This window comes from Curvibacter sp. EU05-FHT14A10 (assembly GCF_058791075.1).
This window is the reverse complement of the sequence record NZ_JBYTDE010000033.1, coordinates 1-18112: the sequence shown is the minus strand read 5'-3', so window position 1 is coordinate 18112 and position 18112 is coordinate 1. Positions and strand designations below refer to the sequence as shown.

Annotated in this window: 14 protein-coding genes; 7 read left to right on the top strand and 7 right to left on the bottom strand. The window is 65.5% G+C overall.

Annotation, left to right across the window (positions count from 1 at the left end):
* Positions 1–111: 111 nt before the first annotated feature.
* Complete coding sequence (locus AC3WUT_RS29590; protein ID WP_492350656.1) at positions 112–2382, bottom strand: sensor domain-containing diguanylate cyclase; 2271 nt, start codon at positions 2380–2382, stop codon at positions 112–114.
* A 298-nt stretch (positions 2383–2680) separates the two neighbouring features.
* Here AC3WUT_RS29590 and corA point away from each other — a divergent pair, with 298 nt between their 5' ends.
* Positions 2681–3667 (top strand): magnesium/cobalt transporter CorA, encoded by a 987-nt coding sequence (corA, locus tag AC3WUT_RS29585; RefSeq protein ID WP_019576976.1) that lies wholly within the window; start codon positions 2681–2683, stop codon positions 3665–3667.
* Positions 3668–3683: 16 nt separating this feature from the next.
* Here the strand turns inward: corA and AC3WUT_RS29580 are convergent, their stop codons facing one another.
* From AC3WUT_RS29580 to AC3WUT_RS29555, 6 genes are all read right to left on the bottom strand, one after another.
* Complete coding sequence (locus tag AC3WUT_RS29580; RefSeq protein ID WP_492350655.1) at positions 3684–4448, bottom strand: 5'-methylthioadenosine/adenosylhomocysteine nucleosidase; 765 nt, start codon at positions 4446–4448, stop codon at positions 3684–3686.
* 103 nt (positions 4449–4551) lie between these two features.
* Positions 4552–6228 (bottom strand): long-chain-fatty-acid--CoA ligase, encoded by a 1677-nt coding sequence (locus AC3WUT_RS29575; protein ID WP_492350654.1) that lies wholly within the window; start codon positions 6226–6228, stop codon positions 4552–4554.
* Between the two features lie 185 nt (positions 6229–6413).
* Entirely contained in the window at positions 6414–7853 is a 1440-nt protein-coding gene (locus AC3WUT_RS29570) for an NAD(P)(+) transhydrogenase (Re/Si-specific) subunit beta (RefSeq protein ID WP_492350653.1), read from the bottom strand.
* Complete coding sequence (locus tag AC3WUT_RS29565) at positions 7850–8173, bottom strand: NAD(P) transhydrogenase subunit alpha part 2 (RefSeq protein ID WP_492350652.1); 324 nt, start codon at positions 8171–8173, stop codon at positions 7850–7852. Before AC3WUT_RS29565 ends, AC3WUT_RS29570 begins: the two co-directional genes overlap by 4 nt.
* Before the next feature lie 33 nt (positions 8174–8206).
* Positions 8207–8944 carry a hypothetical protein gene (locus AC3WUT_RS29560; protein ID WP_492350651.1) on the bottom strand — a complete coding sequence of 246 codons (738 nt, stop codon included), beginning with the start codon at positions 8942–8944 and terminating at the stop codon, positions 8207–8209.
* Positions 8941–10083, bottom strand: coding sequence for a Re/Si-specific NAD(P)(+) transhydrogenase subunit alpha (locus tag AC3WUT_RS29555; RefSeq protein WP_492350650.1), 1143 nt, complete (start codon positions 10081–10083; stop codon positions 8941–8943). The genes AC3WUT_RS29560 and AC3WUT_RS29555 overlap by 4 nt, the downstream gene beginning before the upstream one ends.
* 148 nt (positions 10084–10231) lie before the next feature.
* On the opposite strand from AC3WUT_RS29555, the gene AC3WUT_RS29550 reads away from it, so the two are divergent.
* The 6 genes from AC3WUT_RS29550 to hydA all read left to right on the top strand — a co-directional run bounded on the left by AC3WUT_RS29550 (position 10232) and on the right by hydA (position 17987).
* Positions 10232–10720 (top strand): NUDIX hydrolase, encoded by a 489-nt coding sequence (locus tag AC3WUT_RS29550; RefSeq protein ID WP_492350649.1) that lies wholly within the window; start codon positions 10232–10234, stop codon positions 10718–10720.
* A gap of 47 nt (positions 10721–10767) precedes the next feature.
* Positions 10768–11883 carry a tRNA 2-thiouridine(34) synthase MnmA gene (mnmA, locus tag AC3WUT_RS29545; protein ID WP_492350648.1) on the top strand — a complete coding sequence of 372 codons (1116 nt, stop codon included), beginning with the start codon at positions 10768–10770 and terminating at the stop codon, positions 11881–11883.
* 265 nt (positions 11884–12148) lie between these two features.
* Complete coding sequence (locus AC3WUT_RS29540) at positions 12149–13507, top strand: NAD(P)-dependent oxidoreductase (RefSeq protein ID WP_492350647.1); 1359 nt, start codon at positions 12149–12151, stop codon at positions 13505–13507.
* A 17-nt stretch (positions 13508–13524) separates the two neighbouring features.
* The gene (preA, locus tag AC3WUT_RS29535; protein ID WP_492350646.1) at positions 13525–14829 is read left to right on the top strand and encodes an NAD-dependent dihydropyrimidine dehydrogenase subunit PreA; all 1305 of its coding nucleotides are present in this window, start codon (positions 13525–13527) and stop codon (positions 14827–14829) included.
* A 127-nt stretch (positions 14830–14956) separates the two neighbouring features.
* Entirely contained in the window at positions 14957–16447 is a 1491-nt protein-coding gene (locus tag AC3WUT_RS29530) for an NCS1 family nucleobase:cation symporter-1 (RefSeq protein WP_492350645.1), read from the top strand.
* 82 nt (positions 16448–16529) lie between these two features.
* On the top strand, positions 16530–17987 hold the full coding sequence (gene hydA / locus AC3WUT_RS29525; RefSeq protein WP_492350644.1) for a dihydropyrimidinase: 1458 nt from the start codon (positions 16530–16532) through the stop codon (positions 17985–17987).
* The last annotated feature ends 125 nt before the right edge of the window (positions 17988–18112 follow it).

The following is an 18112-nucleotide window of genomic DNA, read 5'->3' as shown; positions in this document are numbered from 1 at the left end:
AGGGCGGCAAATTCAGTCAGTTGACCCGCTCGAAAAACGGCTTTTCCGGGCGGGCGGGCGGGCCAGAATTCGGCCCACTGGCGTCAGAGACCCCGGGCCGGGGCCATGACTTCAGCTCAGAACGAACTGCGCCTTGCCAGCGGCCTTGGCCTGGTACATGGCGGCATCCGCCCGCGACAGCAACAGCTCGGCCGACAAAGCGACACCGCCCGAATCACCCCCGGTGACGGCGACTCCGATGCTCGCGGCCAGGGTCAGCTCTCGCCCACCCAGCACAACAGGCACGGCCAACTCGGCAAGCAGCTTGCGGGCGACCAAGGCAGCATGGGCCGCCGGATGCGCCAGCCCCTCGAGGATGACGGTGAACTCATCGCCGGCCAAACGCGCCACCGAATCGGTCTCGCGCACAGCCGACTGAACCGTGCGGGCGAAATGACGCAGCACGGCATCGCCGAAGTCGTGCCCGTAGGTGTCGTTGTAGAGCTTGAACCCATCAAGGTCGAGAAACATCAGCGCCAGGCCCGTGCCCTGACGCCGCACCCGGGCCAAGGCCTCCACCAGACGCTGCAGAAACGCGCGCCGGTTGGGCAAGCCTGTCAGGGCATCGTGGCTGGCTTCATGCTGCAGACGTTGTTGCAACTGATACTGCTCGGTCACATCCTGGGCCAGGATGTAGAAGCCGTAGGGCGGACGCGACATGGCGGTGTCCGGGATGAAGTTGGTGTGTACCCGGATCTCACCCCGCCGGGTGTTCAGTCTGGAATCAAAACTGACCATCTCACCCGCCTGCACTCGCTGCAAGGGTTCGAGCTGCGCCGCCAGCACCGCACCATCCATGAACCCATCCAGAGACTGCCCCACGATCTGAGCCACCGGCACACCAAACCAATCTTGATACGCCTGGTTGTTGAACTGGTAGATGCGGTTGCCGTCCACATAGGCGATCAGCGCAGGCATGTTGTCGGCCAACAGGCGCAAACGGGTGCGACTTTCCAGCAACTCGCGCTCGACCGCCTTGCGAGCCGAGATATCGTGCAAAAACGCATGCATGCGCACCTGCCCGTGAAAGCGATTCACCCCCAACGAGACTTCAGAAGGGAACAAGCGACCGTCGCGATGCTGGGTCTGCACCTCCAGCCGCCCACCCCCCATGCGGTCAAGCCCCTCCGCCCGAAGGCGCTCAAAAGCCACCTGGTAGCGCGGCACCACCCCCTGCGGTACCAGCAGATCAAAGACGCTGCGCCCAATGGCCTCATCACGTCGCCAACCGAAGGTATCGGTGGCTGCCTCGTTCCAGGCAGTCACCCGGCCACATGGATCCACCTCGATGAAGGCATCGGTGGCATGGGCCAGGGTGGCCCTGAACAGCTCTTTTTCATGCTCCAGCGCCACCTGGGCCGCCTGGCGGCGGTCCACCTCGGTGCTGAGGCGCGCATTGGCCTCGCTGAGCTCCTGGGTCCGGAGCTCAACCCGATGTTCCAGCTCCAGCTGCAACACCGCCAACGCCTGTTCTGAGGCCTTGCGAGCAGTGATGTCGGTGGCCACCAGCACAAAACCGGCCTCGGCATCCCGCTCTGCCGCCAGACGCGAAACACCCACCAGAGACCAGGCCAACGACCCATCGGGGCGCAGAAAGAGCAACTCCTGAGGCGACGCGCTCGCATCGGGGCGCAGCAGATCATGCAAATGGCGCAGCACCCGATCCTTGTCAGGCGGAAACAACACCGATTCCAGCGGCTCGCCAGCCAGGCTGTCGGCACTGCAGCCCAGCAGTTGAGCCATTTGCCCGTTCACACGCAACCAACGCCATTGCGGCGAAACCAAGGCCATGCCAACCGAGGCCTGGGCAAAGGTGCGCTCAAACTGAGCTGCCGAGAGGTTGGCACGCCGATCCGCTTCCACCCCTCGGAAATACTGCTCCACCAGGGCAGCGAAATCCTGCAGATCCTGGGCCTCTGACGCACCGAAGGGCCGCGGCTGGCGATCGATCAGGCACAAGGCGCCCAAGGGGTGTCCAGCCAAGGACCGGATGGGGCAGCCCGCATAAAAGACCAGCCCAGGCGACCCTGCGACCAGGGGATTGGCCATGAACCGGGCATCCTCACGGGCATCGCTGATCACAAAAGGTTCGTCATGCAGGATGGTGTGGCCGCAGAAGGAATGCTCCCGGGGCAAAGTGCGAGGCGTCTCCCCATGGGCGGACTTGGTCCACTGCAGCTCTGCCGCTACCAGGTTGACCATGGCGATCGGCACCTGGAAATGCCGGGCCGCCAGGCGGGTGATGCGATCCAACTCGGGGACCGACGCCAGATCACAGACCGCCAGCGACTCCAGCACCTGCAGGCGCTGAACTTCATCGGCCGGTACGCCGTACACCCTCATTGCGCGAACCTCCGATGGGACTGCCATAAGCCGCTTCAATGTAACAAATCAGCTTTCACCCGACCAGCACCTGAACCCTGAATGGCGCGGTGGAAAGGGCACCCCGGTCCGCGCCCTGAACAAGGGCTCGAAATGAGCCGACCAGCGTTGTTGCGGTGCGATAATCCGCCCAATTCAATTTTGGAGAGACCGCCTTGGAAACCTACCCCAGTTGGTAGCTTTCAATTCCCGTGGCCGCATCGGGGGTTGAAAGCACCCCATTCCCGACCGATTGCAACCCTGACCCACGGAGCGCGCGATGCTCAATATCTTTACGCTGGCCAATGGCCGGCTGTTCCAGGAAGAAATCGAATCCCTGGAGGAACTGTCCAAGTTTCAGCCCATCTGGGTGGACCTGGAATCCCCCTCGGTCGAAGAAAAACGCTGGATCAAGCAGTACTACGGCCTCTCCATCCCGGAAGACGCGATGGACGAGGACATCGAGGAATCCGCCCGCTTCTACGAAGAAGACAACGGCGAACTCCACATCCGCAGTGACTTTCTGATCGCCGATGACGATGCGCCCCGCACCGTGCGTGTGGCCTTCATCCTGAACCAGCACAACACCGACCTGAAAAGCCGAGGGGTGCTGTTCTCGATCCACGACGAAGACGTGCCGGTGTTCCGCCTGCTGCGCATGCGCGCCCGCCGCGCCCCCGGCCTGATCGAAGACGCCAAGGAAGTGCTGCTCAAGCTGTTCGATGCCGATGCCGAATACTCGGCCGACACCCTGGAAGGCATTTACGACGAGCTGGAAAAGGCCGGCAAGCAGGTGCTTTCCGGCGATGTGACCGACGCCCTGGCCGGCGAAGTGCTGGGCGCCATTGCCCGCCACGAAGACTTGAACGGCCGCATCCGCCGCAACGTGATGGACACGCGGCGCGCCGTCAGCTTCATGATGCGCAGCCGCATGCTGAATGCCGAACAGTTTGAAGAAGCCCGACAGATCCTGCGCGACATCGAGTCGCTGGACAACCACACGGCCTTCCTGTTCGACAAGATCAACTTCCTGATGGACGCTACGGTCGGTTTCATCAACATCAACCAGAACAAGATCATCAAGATCTTCTCGGTGGCCAGCGTGGCCTTGCTGCCCCCCACCCTGATCGCCAGCATTTACGGGATGAACTTCAAGGCCATCCCGGAGCTGGACTGGTCGCTGGGCTACCCCTATGCGCTGGCGCTGATGGCCGCGTCTGCCGTGGTGCCCATGCTGTACTTCCGCCGGCGCGGCTGGCTGCAGTGAACCCGGCCACCGCGCGTCAGGACGGCTGCTGACTCAGGTGATCCAACAGGCCGCCCACGATCAAGGTGGTGCAACGGCCCGCCACCGCCTCCAAGAAAGCCGGAAAATCGACATGCGCCTGGTCATCGGCCCGGTCTGAGATGGTGCGCAGTGCCGCAAAGCGCACCCCGTAGTCGTGACAGACCTGGGCCACCGCGGCAGCCTCCATCTCCACCGCCAAAGCCTCGGGCAGGCGGGCCCGCAGGCCCAGTGCCTCGTCAGCGGCCGAGACAAACCGGTCCCCGCTGATCAACAACCCCTGGTGCACCTGCATGGCATCCAGCCCATACAAGCGCCGCACGGACGCGTCAAAATGGCTCCCGACCCGGGCCTGCAGCGCCTGGGCGGCCACCCTCAGACCTTCTGCCAGCAGGGGATCGCAGGCGAAATGCGACTGCCCATAAAGGGGCACCTCATAGCGCGGAAACAGCGGCGAGGCATCCATGTCGTGCTGCAGGCAATGGGTGGCGACCACCACGTCGCCCACCGTCACGCCCTCCCCCAGACCGCCGGCCACCCCACTGAACACGATGTCCGTCACACCAAAGCGCTCGATCAAGGCGGTGGCGGTGGTGGCTGCGGCCACCTTGCCGACACGGGACAGCGCCAGCACCACAGGCCGGCCGCGCCACAGGCCCAGGCAGTACTCACGGCCAGCATGCTGCTCCACACGCGGTTGATCCAGCAGGGCGCGCAGACCCGTCTGCTCCTGCGACAGGGCACTGAGAATAGCGAGCGTCATCCATCCAACTCCTGAACAATCGAACAGCACCCCTTGGCACTGAGCATGAAAAAGCGGCCCGAAGGCCGCCCGCATTGTGCCGCGTCCCGACCCGCGCCCGGGTTCAGGCCTTGTCGCGCAACTCCCGGCGCAGGATCTTGCCCACCGGGGTCTTGGGCAGATCGGTGCGGAACTCGATGATGCGCGGCTGTTTGTAGCCCGTCAGGTTGGCGCGGCAGAACTCCTTCACCTGCACATCGGTCAGCTCAGGGTGCTTTTTCACGATCACCAGCTTCACCGCCTCGCCGGTCTTTTCATCAGGCACGCCGACGGCGGCACACTCCAGCACGCCCTCCAGGTCGGCCACCACCTCTTCCACCTCATTGGGATAGACGTTGAAGCCGCTGACCAGAATCATGTCTTTCTTGCGATCGACGATCTTGAAGAACCCCTTGGCATCCACCACACCAATGTCACCGGTCTTGAAGAACCCATCGGGTGTCATGACCTTGGCGGTTTCATCGGGGCGCTGCCAGTAGCCGGCCATGACCTGCGGACCCTTGATGGCGATCTCGCCAGGCTGGCCCAGAGGCACGTCCAGGCCATCGTCATCGAGCAGCTTGAGGAAAGTGCTGGGCAGGGGCACGCCGATGGTGCCGGTGTATTCGGTGGCCGTCACTGGATTGCAGCTGACGGTGGGCGACGTTTCCGACAGACCATAGCCCTCGCAGATCGGACAGCCCGTCTTCTCCAGCCAGAGCTTGGCCACCGCGCCCTGCACCGCCATGCCTCCACCCACCGACACCTTGAGGTTCTTCCAGTTCACGGTGCCGAAATCCGGATGGTTCGCCAGCCCGTTGAAGAGCGTGTTGACCGCAGGGAAACTGTGGAAGGTGTGCCGGCGCAGTTCCTTGAACACCGAGGGCAGATCGCGCGGATTGGGGATCAGGATCAGCTTGCCCCCGGTGCGCATGGACAGCATCATGCCCACAGTGAAGGCAAAGATGTGGTACAGAGGCAAGGCACACACGCTCGTGGGTTGCTCATGGGCCGGCACCTGGCCCATCACCGGCGAATTCCAGGCCTCGGACTGCAACACGTTGGCGATCACGTTGCGGTGCAGCAGCACCGCGCCCTTGGACACCCCGGTGGTGCCCCCGGTGTACTGCAGCAAGGCCACATCGTCGGCCTTGATGTCGGGGCGCTTGAACGAACGACGGGTGCCCTGACGCACCGCATCCTTGAACCGCACGGCGCCGGGCAGGTGGTACTCGGGCACCATCTTCTTGACATTGCGCACCACGTAGTTGACCAGGGCGCCCTTGAGCAGGCCCAGCTCATCACCCATCGCGCACAGCACCACATGCTTGACCGGCGTGTGGGCCAGGCACTGCTGCAAGGTGGTGGCAAAGTTCTCAATCAGGATGATGGCCTTGGCGCCCGAATCCTTGAGCTGGTGCTCCAGTTCGCGCGGCGTGTACAGCGGGTTCACATTGACCACCACCAGGCCCGCGCGCAACACCGCCGCCACGCACACCGGGTACTGGGGAATGTTGGGCATCATCAGGGCGACACGGTCACCCTTGCTCAGGCCCAGCCCCTGCAGGTAGGCGGCCAGTGCCAAGCTTTGGCGGTGGGCCTGCGCATAGGTCACATCCCGACCCATGAAACTGTAGGCCACCCGGCTGGCATGCTTCTCGAAACTCTCCTCCATCAAGGCCACCAAGGAGGCGTAATGCGAAGGATCGATGTCGGCGGGCACCCCTTGGGGGTAACTGCCGAGCCATGGGCGGTCGGTCATTTCTTGTCTCTCCAGACTCTTGCTTGGGAATATGCGCAGTCCTTCGAGTCAAGTCAGGCCTGCGTCAGCACAACCTCCTATTTTGATTCGTTTTTTTACAAAACGACACTCAATCAAGAGCTCACACCGAGCGCAGCCCAACGCAAAAGTATGCAATCACACAATTGCGTGCGTCTGGAGCGGGATCACTCCACCGCCTTCACCATGTCTTCAACCACCTTCTTGGCGTCCCCGAAGACCATCATGGTCTTGTCCATGTAGAAGAGTTCGTTGTCCAGGCCCGCGTAGCCTGCGGCCATCGAGCGCTTGTTCACGATCACCGTCTTGGCCTTGTAGGCCTCCAGGATGGGCATGCCGTAGATCGGGCTGCCCTTCACATGGGCGGCCGGGTTCACCACGTCATTGGCCCCCAGGATGATGGCCACATCGGCCTGACCGAACTCGCCATTGATGTCTTCCATCTCGAACACCTGGTCGTAAGGCACTTCGGCCTCGGCCAACAGCACGTTCATGTGGCCCGGCATGCGGCCCGCCACCGGGTGGATGGCGTACTTCACGATCACGCCGTGCTCGGTCAGCTTGGCGGCCAGTTCCTTCACGGCGTGCTGCGCCCGCGCCACGGCCAGACCATAACCCGGCACGATGACCACGGTCTCGGCGTTCGACAGCACAAAGGCCGCGTCGTCCGCGCTGCCGCTCTTGACGTTGCGCTGCACCTGATCACCGGTCGTTGCCGTGGCCGCTTCACCGCCAAAGCCGCCCAGAATCACGTTGAAGAACGAGCGGTTCATGGCCTTGCACATGATGTAGCTCAGGATGGCCCCCGAGCTGCCCACCAGAGAGCCAGCAATGATCAGCATGGCGTTGTTCAGGCTGAAGCCGATGCCGGCCGCGGCCCAGCCCGAGTAGCTGTTCAGCATCGACACCACCACCGGCATGTCGGCGCCACCGATCGGGATGATGATCAACACGCCCATCACAAAGGCCAGCGCCAGCATGGCAAAAAAGGCCGTCCAGTTCTCGGTGACCATGAAGGCCAGCCCCAGGCCCACGGTGGCCAGGCCCAGCACCAAGTTCAGCATGTGCTGACCCGCGAACTGCACCGGAGCGCCCTGGAACAAGCGGAACTTGTACTTGCCCGACAGCTTGCCGAAGGCAATCACCGAGCCACTGAAGGTGACGGCACCGATGGCCGCGCCCAGGAACAGCTCCAGCCGGTTGCCCGTCGGGATCAGGTCGCCCTTGGCGTGCACGATCTGGAAGGCATACGGCTCAGCGACCGCGGCCACGGCAATGAACACCGCCGCCAGACCGATCATGCTGTGCATGAAGGCCACCAGCTCCGGCATCTTGGTCATCTCGACGCGCTGCGCCATCACGGCGCCGGCGCCGCCGCCCACCACCAGGGCGGCCAGCACATAGCCCAGTCCACCCACGGTGGACAGGCCGGCCGTTTCAGACAGTTTGACGATCAGGGCCGCCGTGGTCAGCACGGCGATCGTCATGCCGATCATGCCGAACAGATTGCCCCGGATCGAGGTGGTGGGATGGGACAAGCCCTTGAGCGCCTGGATGAAACAGACGCTGGCCACCAGGTACAGCAGGGTGACGAGGTTCATGCTCATGTTTTGTCTCCGTGAGCCGCCGGGGCCTTCTTTTCTTTCTTGCGGAACATCTCCAGCATGCGCCGGGTGACGAGAAAACCACCGAACACGTTGACTGCGGCCAGCGCCACGGCCAACACGCCCATGGTCTTGCCCAGGGGCGTTTCGGTCAGGGCAGCCGCGAGCATGGCGCCCACGATCACGATGGCCGACACCGCATTGGTCACCGCCATCAGGGGCGTGTGCAAGGCGGGCGTCACGGTCCACACCACGTGGTAGCCCACGTAGATGGCCAGCACGAAGATGATCAGGTTGATCAGGGTTGGGGATACAACATCCACGACTGTCTCCTTTGTATTGAGGCCGCTAGCGACCTATTGCGGCAAAGCCATCGGGAAATCCGGCAGATTCAAGGCCCCATCGAGGGACGCCGCGCTCAGACGCGCCGCCTGGGCAACCTTGCGGGCCCATTCCTCAGCAGGCCGGCCGGCCATCAGAAAATCACCGTTGCTGCGCGTCACCGGCTCAGTCAGCCGGCGGTTGGCCAGCACCTGCACCAGCACGTAGCCTCCGCCCTCGGTGTTGTAGCGGAAGTCCAGCGCACCAAAGGGTTTGGTCGGCAGGCTCTGGTGGCTGCCCAGGTAGGCGTTGAGCTTGGGATAGCGCGACGCCAGCCAGTCATGACCATCGGCCCAGCGCTTGTAGCGCAGGCAGTCGGTCCGCGTGGGGCTGCCGGCGGTGACATCCTCGACGTAAACGCCGCGCTCCTGCGGGCACGCATTGGGCACGGCCTGGCGATCTGGCCACAAGCCGCTGCGGTTGGACTGCACCACCATCACGGCCAGCAGAGACTGATCAGCGCCGCGCAAACCCACCACCCGGGTGGGCAACGTTGGGGCCGGCCGAGTCGCGTCCAGGCTGTCCAGCGACTCTTCACCACCGCCCAGATCCACCCATTGCCCGCCCGCTTTTGCCGCCGGCAGGCTCACCTTGGCCCGACCGGCCGAGGGGCTGCCTTCGGGGATGACGGAGCACGCCGTCAGGCCCAGCACGACTGCCGCCATGGCCCACGCCCCCAGGCGCAGGTTCAAGGGCTCACTCTTCATCCTCATGCGCGCTTCACCGTTCCTTCGTGCGTCATCAGGCAGGCGGCCACGATGTCGTCATCCAAATCCACATGCAACTGCCCCTCCTTGTTCAGCACCAGCTTCAGGAAGTCGAGCACGTTGCGGGCATACAGTGCCGAGGCGTCTGCGGCCACCAAGGCGGGCAGATTGGTTTCACCCACCAGCGTCACGCCGTGGCGCTGCACCGTCTTGTCGGCCTCGGTCAGCGGGCAGTTGCCCCCCGGGCCACCGTGCGGGCCTTGCGGGCCCTTGCCCGCCGCCAGATCCACCAGCACCGAGCCGGGCTTCATGGCCTTGACCATGTCTTCGGTCACCAGCACCGGTGCGGCGCGGCCAGGAATCAGCGCGGTGGAGATCACCACGTCGGCCTGCGCCACGCGCTTGGCCACTTCAACCTTCTGCCGCTCCAGCCAGCTCGGCGGCATGGGACGCGCATAGCCGCCCACGCCCTGGGCCGCTTCTTTTTCCTCGGCGGTTTCATAGGGCACGTCGATGAACTTGCCCCCCAGGGATTCGACCTGTTCCTTCACCGACGGGCGCACATCCGACGCCTCGATCACCGCCCCCAGGCGCTTGGCCGTGGCGATCGCCTGCAGGCCCGCCACACCCACCCCGAGAATCACCACGCGGGCCGCCTTCACGGTGCCAGCGGCGGTCATCAGCATCGGAAAGAAGCGCTGGTACTTGTCGGCAGCAATCATCACGGCCTTGTAGCCGGCAATGTTGGCCTGCGAGGACAGCACATCCATGCTCTGGGCCCGTGTGGTGCGCGGCGCCGCCTCCAGGGCGTAGGCCGTGAGTCCGGCCGCAGCCAGGCGCTGCAAGCCTTCGGCGTCAAAGGGGTTGAGCATGCCCACCACCGTGGCCCCAGGCTTGAACAGGGGCAACTCCGCGGCAGACGGCGCCCGCACCTTGAGCACCAGACCGGCGCCAAAGGCCCCGGCGACATCGGTGATGGTGGCGCCGGCCGCCACATAGGCCTCATCGGTCACGCTGGCCGCCACACCGGCGCCCGACTGCACGGCAATCTCGTGCCCCTGGGCTTTCAGTTTCTTCACGGTTTCCGGGGTGACCGCCACCCGGGTCTCCCCCGCCGCTGTTTCAGCAGGAACGCCAATGAACATGAGACTCTCCTCGTGGATGAATGACCGGTATTTTTCGAATGACCGCGAGCTTACATGATGCCCGACGCGCGGTCGTGTCCAGGAGGAGACCGACGTTTGCGCGCCTCCGCGTCAGAGCGACGTCACATCGCCCGGGAATAATGGCGGGATGAAAATCCGTTGGAAACCCAGTGTCACGGTGGCCGCCCTGATGGAGCGCGACGGCAAATTCCTGCTGGTCGAAGAACACACCGACTCCGGCCTCAAGCTGAACAACCCGGCTGGCCACCTCGATCCCGGCGAATCGCCCGCCGATGGCTGCGCCCGCGAAGCCCTGGAAGAGACCGCTCACCACTTCAAACCGACCGCTCTGGTGGGCATCTACCTGTCACGCTTCCGCAAGAAATCCACGGGTGAAGACATCACTTACATGCGCTTTGCATTTTGTGGCACCGTCGGAGACGAAGTCCCCGGCATGGCGCTTGACGAGGGCATCGTGCGCGCCCTGTGGATGACGCCCGAAGAGATCCGCGCCAACCAGCACCGGCACCGCAGTCCGCTGCTTTTGCGCTGCCTGGACGACTACCTGGCCGGCAAGCGCTACCCGCTGGACATGGTCTACACCGACGAGACGGTGCTGCAGACGCCCCCGCCTTGACCCTGACGCGGACAGCCCATGGCCCCGGCGGGGATAATCCCGGGGCTATGAACAAACAACGCATCGTGGTGGGCCTGAGTGGCGGGGTGGACTCCGCCGTCACGGCGCACCTGCTCAAACAGCAAGGCCACGAGGTCATCGGCATCTTCATGAAGAACTGGGAAGATGACGACGACAGCGAGTTCTGCTCCAGCCGGCAGGATTTTCTCGACGCGGCCAGCGTGGCCGATGTGCTGGGCATCGAGATCGAACACGTCAACTTCGCCGCCGAATACAAGGACCGCGTCTTTGCCGAGTTCCTGACCGAGTACCAGGCCGGCCGCACCCCCAACCCCGACGTGCTGTGCAACGCCGAGATCAAATTCAAGGCCTTTCTCGACCACGCCATGCGTCTGGGGGCCGACCGCATCGCCACGGGCCATTACGCCCGCGCCCGCTTCAACCCGGCCACGCAAAAGCATGAACTGCTCAAGGGCCTCGATCCGGCCAAGGACCAAAGCTACTTTCTGCACCGCCTGAACCAGGCCCAGATCAGCAAGACGCTGTTTCCGGTCGGCGAGCTGCGCAAGACCGAGGTGCGGCGCATTGCCGAAGAAATCGGTTTGCCCAATGCCAAGAAGAAGGACTCGACCGGCATCTGCTTCATCGGCGAGCGACCGTTCCGCGAGTTTCTGAACCGCTACATCTCCCGCGAGCCCGGCCCCATCAAGGACGAGCGTGGCCGCAAACTGGGCACCCATGTGGGCCTGTCGTTTTACACCCTGGGCCAGCGCCAGGGCCTGGGCATCGGCGGCGTGAAGGAAAAGGGTGCCCAGCGCGGCAGCGGCGACCATTCCCCCTGGTTCGTGGCCCGCAAGGACATCCCCAACAACACGCTGTGGGTGGTGCAAGGCCACGATCACCCCTGGCTGCAATACCGCAGCCTGCAGGCCGACAACGCCAGTTGGGTGGCGGGCGAGGCCCCAGGGCAGACCGGGCTGGGCGCCAAGACGCGCTATCGGCAGGCCGATGCCGCCTGCGCCTTCGAACCCGGCACGACGGCCGAGACCTTCGGCTTGAACTTCACCGAGCTGCAATGGGCCGTGACCCCTGGCCAGAGCGCCGTGCTGTACGACGGCGAAGTCTGCCTGGGCGGCGGGATCATCTCCGCAGCCCAGGCTTGATCGCCCGGCGAGTGCGCCTCGCCGGCACCACACCCACCACCTGAGCTGCCGAGCCGTTGAAACACGGAGCGGTCGCGACCACGCGCACCGCCGCGGTGCCGTGCGCCCCAATTTCAAACACCTGCGCCGCCTCGCGCTGAGGCTGCGGGTCTCGTGTCGCGCCGACATGGTGCAAACCCGCATCACAAACCTGGCACACCTGTTGCATCATGAAAAAAGCTGACCATTTGATCAGCTTTTGACGATCAAAACAGGAGTTGCCCCCGTGACCCAGACACCGACCACCGGCCCCGACATCCAGGCAGGGCGGCTCGCCCCAGCCGACTATGCCCAGCGCTTTGCGGACGCGGGCGATCCCTTCACGGCACAGCAGGCCGTGCTGGAGGCCGAGCGCTGCCTCTACTGCTACGACGCCCCCTGCGCCACCGCCTGCCCCACCAGCATCGATGTGCCCAGCTTCATTCACCGCATCAGCCAGGGCAATGTGCGGGGCGCCGCCCAGGCCATCCTGAGCGCCAACCCGCTGGGCGGCATGTGCGCCCGCGTCTGCCCGACCGAAGAGCTGTGCGAGGCCGTTTGCGTGCGCAACACCCAGCAGGGCGTGCCGGTGGCCATCGGCAAACTGCAGCGCCACGCGGTGGACGCCGTGATGCACCTGCCGCAGAGCGCCCTGTTCCAACGCGCCCCGGCCACCGGCAAGAAGGTGGCCGTCGTGGGTGCCGGCCCGGCCGGCCTGGCCTGCGCCCACGGCCTGGCCCTGAAGGGCCACGACGTGACCGTGTTCGACGCCCACGCCAAGCCCGGCGGCCTCAATGAATACGGCCTGGCCACCTACAAGACCGCCGACAACTTTGCCCAACGCGAGATCGACTGGCTGCTGGGCATCGGGGGCATCACGATCCAGACCGCTTGGAAGCTCGAATCGGCAGCCCAGCTGGACACCCTGCGCGCCGACTTCGACGCGGTTTTCCTGGGCATCGGCCTGGGCGCCGTCAACCAGCCCGCGCTGCCCGGCAGCACGCTCGCCGGCATCCGTGATGCGGTCGACTTCATTGCCGAGCTGCGCCAGTGCACCGACCTCTCCACCCTGCCCGTGGGCCGCCGCGTGGTGGTGATCGGGGGCGGCATGACCGCGGTCGACGCCTCGGTGCAGTCGCGCCTGCTGGGCGCCAGCGAGGTGCACATGGTGTACCGCCGCGGCCCCGAGGCCATGGGTGCCTCGGAGGACGAACAGACCTGGGCCAAAACGAATGGCGTGGTGATCGAGCACTGGCTGGCCCCGGTGGCCTTCGAAGGCGAGCAAGGCGCCGTGCGGGCCGTGCGCTTCGAGCGCCAGCAACTGGTCGATGGCCGCCTGCAAGGCACGGGCGTCTTTGAAATCCGGGCTGCCGACACTGTGCTGCAGGCCGTCGGCCAGAAGCTGGCGACGGCCCCCTGGCTGCAAAACCTGCAGCTCGAAGCCGGCCGCATCGCCGTGAATGCCCAGGGCCGTACCAGCCTCGACGGCGTCTGGGCCGGCGGCGACTGCGTGGGCGGCGGCCGCGACCTCACGGTCGAGGCGGTCGAAGACGGCAAACAGGCCGCCCTCGCCATCCACAGCACCCTTTCTTCTTCCAACGCCTGAGCCCCAAGGAAACCGACATGGCTGACCTGAGCATTGACTTCGCGGGCATCAAGAGCCCCAACCCCTTCTGGCTGGCTTCTGCGCCGCCCACCGACAAAGCCGTCAACGTGCTGCGCGCCTTCGAGGCCGGCTGGGGCGGCGTGGTCTGGAAAACCCTGGGCGAAGACCCACCGGTGGTGAACGTGCACGGCCCGCGCTACAGCGCCCTGCTGTCGCCCGACCGCAAGGTGCTGGGCTTCAACAACATCGAGCTGATCTCCGACCGCCCGCTGGCCACCAACCTGCGCGAGATCCGCGAGGTCAAACGCGCCTTCCCCGACCGGGCCATGGTGGTGTCACTGATGGTGCCCTGCCAAGAGTCATCGTGGAAGGCGATCCTGCCCCAGGTGGAAGACACCGGGGCGGATGGCATTGAACTGAACTTCGGCTGCCCGCACGGCATGAGCGAGCGCGGCATGGGCGCGGCCGTGGGTCAGGTGCCCGAGTACATCCAGATGGTGACCGAGTGGTGCAAGCACTATTCGAAGATGCCCGTGATCGTGAAGCTCACCCCCAACATCACCGACGTGCGCTACCCGGCGCGGGCCGCCAAGGCCGGCGGGGCCGATGCGGTGTCGCTGATCAACACCATCAACTCCATCATGGGCGTGGACCCGCGCACCCTGACCATGGTGCCCAGCACGGCGGGCAAGGGCTCGCACGGCGGCTACTGCGGCCCGGCGGTGCGCCCCATCGCCCTGAACATGGTGGCCGAGATCGCCCGCGACGCCGAGACCGCCGGCATCCCCATCTCGGGCATCGGCGGCATCGGCACCTGGCGCGACGCGCTTGACTTCCTGGCCCTGGGTGCCGGCAGCGTGCAGGTGTGCACCGCCGCCATGGTGTACGGCTTCAAGATCGTGCAGGACATGGCCAGCGGCCTGTCCAACTACATGGACGACATGGGGATCACCTCGGTGGCCGAGATCACCGGCCGCGCCGTGCCCACGGTCAGCGACTGGCGCTTCCTCAACCTCAACCACATCAGCAAAGCCGTCATCGACACCGACAAGTGCATTGAATGCGGGCGCTGCCATGTGGTCTGCGAAGACACCTCCCATCAGGCCATCACCGCCACCAAGGACGGCAAGCGCCACTTCGAGGTCAAGGAAGAGGAATGCGTGGGCTGCAACCTGTGCGTGTCGGTGTGCCCCGTGGACGACTGCATCACGCTCAAGGACCTGGCCCCCGGCGAAATCGACCTGCGCACGGGCAAGCCCGTGAGTGCCGAGCCCCTGAACTGGACCGCGCATCCGAACAACCCGATGCGCGTCACCGCCTGAGACCTATTCCAAAGACGCCCCCAAGCAGGTGGGGCAGGCTGGCCCGGGGTGGTGAGCGGCGCGCAGGCTCACTGGCTCCAGCGGCTGGCCGCACCCACCTCATCCACCCCCACGAGGAGACAAGCGCATGACCCCGAGACAAGCCGACGCCCACCCGGGCGACCTGTGGAACGAAGACCTGGCCCCCACCCAGGCGCACCAGCGCACCTGGCGCTGGATGCACTTTGCCGCCCTGTGGGTGGGCATGGTGATGTGCATCCCGGCCTACACCCTTGCCGCCAGCCTGATCGAGGCCGGCATGTCCTGGTCCCAGGCGGTGGGCACGGTGTTCCTGGGCAACCTGATCGTGCTGCTGCCCATGCTGCTGATCGGCCATGCGGGCGCCAAGCATGGCATTCCGTACGCCGTGCTGGCACGGGCCTCCTTTGGCACGCGTGGCGCCAAGCTGCCGGCCCTGCTGCGCGCCCTGGTGGCCTGCGGCTGGTACGGCATCCAGACCTGGTTCGGCGGCATGATGATCTACACCCTGGCGGGCGTGCTGATCGGCCACCCGCTGGAGGGCGACAAGCTGCCCGGCCTGGGCATCAACCTGGGCCAACTGGTGTGCTTCCTGCTGTTCTGGGCCATCCAGTTCTATTTCGTGGTGCACGGCATCGAATCGATCCGCAAGCTGGAGACCTGGACGGCCCCGATCAAGATCGTGATCTGCGGCGTGCTGCTGGTCTGGGCCTACCAGAAGGCGGGCGGCTTCGGCCCCATCCTGGACCAACCCTCTCAATTTGAAGCGGGCGGCAAGAAGGCCGGTCAGTTTCAGGCCGTGTTCTGGCCCTCGCTGACCGCCATGGTGGGCTTCTGGGCCACGCTGGCGCTGAACATCCCCGACTTCACCCGCTTCGCGCGCACCCAGCGCGATCAGGTCATCGGCCAGGCCCTGGGCCTGCCCCTGCCCATGGGCCTGCTGGCCGCCATGGCGGTGTTCGTCACCTCGGCCACCGTGGTCATCTATGGCAAGGCGCTATGGGACCCCGTCGACCTGGCCAGCCGCATGACCGGCGCGGCCGTGCTGATCGCCCTGCTGGTGCTGCTGATCGACACCGTCAGCGTGAACCTGGCGGCCAACCTGGTGGGCCCGGCCTACGACTTCTCGGCCCTGCACCCGGCCCGCATCAGCTACCGCACCGGCGGCTATATCACCGTGGGCATCGCCATCGTGATGATGCCCTGGAAGATCCTGGAGTCCACCCAGGGCTACATCTTCACCTGGCTGATCGGCTACTCGGCCCTGCTCGGGCCGGTGGCCGGCATCCTGATGGTCGACTACTACCTGCTGCGCCGCACCGAGCTGGCGGTGAGCGAGCTGTACGACGACAACGGCCGCTACCGCTACAGCGGCGGCTGGAACTGGATCGCCGTGCTGGCCTTTGCCGCCGGCGTGGCGCCCAATGTGCCCGGCTTTCTGAATGCGGCCTTCCCCAGCACCTTCCCCGATGTGGCCGAGGGCTTCAAACAACTGTATGCCTATGCCTGGTTTGCAGGCCTGGGAATTGCATCCGTGGTCTACCGACTTGGCATGGCAGGCAGAACCCAGTCCGTGGGTCTGGTGCGCCGCCGGGTCTGAGGCCCCTCTTGCCGGGGCCTGGTGCGGCCCCGGCCTGGCACGCCGCCAGCCCGTGCGGCATTTTTGATGGAGAGACTTGCTCATGAACACAGCCCAGACCTCAGCCTTGTTGATCCGAGGCGGTACCGTCGTCAACGCCGACCGCAGCTTTCGTGCCGATGTGTTGTGCCAGGACGGCCAGATCGTGGCCGTGGGTGAGGGCCTGCAGGCCCCCGCCGGCGCCACCGTGGTCGATGCCGGCGGCCAGTACGTGATGCCGGGCGGCATCGACCCGCACACCCACATGCAACTGCCCTTCATGGGCACGGTCACGCGCGACGACTTCTTCAGCGGCACCGCGGCCGCGCTGGCGGGCGGCACCACCAGCATCATCGACTTCGTGATCCCCGACCCGCAGCAGCCGCTGCTCGACGCCTACAAGACCTGGCGCGGCTGGGCCGAGAAATCCTGCGCCGACTACGGCTTTCACGTGGCCATCACCTGGTGGGGCGACAGCGTGCACGCCGACATGGGCACCCTGGTGCGCGACGAGGGCGTGAACAGCTTCAAGCACTTCATGGCCTACAAGAACGCCATCATGTGCGACGACGAAACCCTGGTGAACAGCTTCCGCCGCGCGCTGGAGCTGGGCGCCATGCCCACCGTGCACGCCGAGAACGGCGAGCTGGTCTTCCTGCTGCAGCAGGAGATGAAGAACCAGGGCATCACCGGCCCCGAAGGCCACCCACTGTCACGCCCACCCGCCGTCGAGGCCGAGGCGGCCCAGCGCGCCATCGCCATCGCCGACGTGCTCAACGTGCCGATCTATGTGGTGCACGTGTCCTGCGCCGAATCGGCCGAGGCCATCGCCCGCGCCCGCGCCAAGGGCCAACGCGTGTACGGCGAGGTGCTGGCCGGCCACCTGGTGGTGGACGACAGCGTGTACCGCCACCCCAGCTACGACGTGGCCGCTGCCCATGTGATGAGCCCGCCCTTCCGTGAAAAAAGCCACCAACAGGCGCTGTGGCGCGGCCTGCAGGCCGGCCACCTGCACACCACCGCCACCGACCACTGCACCTTCTGCGCCGAGCAAAAAGCCATGGGCAAGGCCGATTTCAGCAAGATCCCGAACGGCACCGGGGGTGTCGAGGAACGCCTGGCCGTGCTGTGGGACGAGGGTGTGAACAGTGGCCGCCTGACCCCCAGCGAGTTTGTCGCCGTGACCTCGGCCAATGCGGCCAAGCTGTTCAACCTGTACCCCCGCAAAGGCTGCGTGGCCGCCGGCGCCGATGCCGACCTGGTGGTCTGGGACCCCGCCGCCACCAAGACCCTGTCGGTCAAGACCCAGCACTCGCTGGGCGACTACAACATCTTCGAAGGCAAGACCGTGACCGGCGTGCCCAGCCACACCATCAGCCAGGGCCGCCTGGTCTATGTGCAAGGCGACTTGCGCGTGGAGCGCGGCAGCGGCCGCTACCTGAAGCGCCCGCCCTTCGGCCCCACCTTCGACGCCCTGGGCCGCAAGGCCGCCCTGGCCAAGCCTACCGCCGTGACCCGCTGAAAGGAGTACCCCCCATGAACCCGAAAGACCTTCCGCCCCCCACCGAGGCCCTGCGCATCAACGGCGAACGCCTGTGGGACAGCCTGATGACCCTGGCCCGCATCGGCGGCACCGACAAGGGCGGC

Coding starts and splice junctions, on each gene's coding strand:
- AC3WUT_RS29590 (WP_492350656.1), bottom strand. CDS start 2,382: ATGAGGGTGTACGGCGTACCGGCCGATGAAGTTCAGCGCCTGCAGGTG.
- corA (WP_019576976.1), top strand. CDS start 2,681: ATGCTCAATATCTTTACGCTGGCCAATGGCCGGCTGTTCCAGGAAGAA.
- AC3WUT_RS29580 (WP_492350655.1), bottom strand. CDS start 4,448: ATGACGCTCGCTATTCTCAGTGCCCTGTCGCAGGAGCAGACGGGTCTG.
- AC3WUT_RS29575 (WP_492350654.1), bottom strand. CDS start 6,228: ATGACCGACCGCCCATGGCTCGGCAGTTACCCCCAAGGGGTGCCCGCC.
- AC3WUT_RS29570 (WP_492350653.1), bottom strand. CDS start 7,853: ATGAGCATGAACCTCGTCACCCTGCTGTACCTGGTGGCCAGCGTCTGT.
- AC3WUT_RS29560 (WP_492350651.1), bottom strand. CDS start 8,944: ATGAGGATGAAGAGTGAGCCCTTGAACCTGCGCCTGGGGGCGTGGGCC.
- AC3WUT_RS29555 (WP_492350650.1), bottom strand. CDS start 10,083: ATGTTCATTGGCGTTCCTGCTGAAACAGCGGCGGGGGAGACCCGGGTG.
- AC3WUT_RS29550 (WP_492350649.1), top strand. CDS start 10,232: ATGAAAATCCGTTGGAAACCCAGTGTCACGGTGGCCGCCCTGATGGAG.
- mnmA (WP_492350648.1), top strand. CDS start 10,768: ATGAACAAACAACGCATCGTGGTGGGCCTGAGTGGCGGGGTGGACTCC.
- preA (WP_492350646.1), top strand. CDS start 13,525: ATGGCTGACCTGAGCATTGACTTCGCGGGCATCAAGAGCCCCAACCCC.
- AC3WUT_RS29530 (WP_492350645.1), top strand. CDS start 14,957: ATGACCCCGAGACAAGCCGACGCCCACCCGGGCGACCTGTGGAACGAA.
- hydA (WP_492350644.1), top strand. CDS start 16,530: ATGAACACAGCCCAGACCTCAGCCTTGTTGATCCGAGGCGGTACCGTC.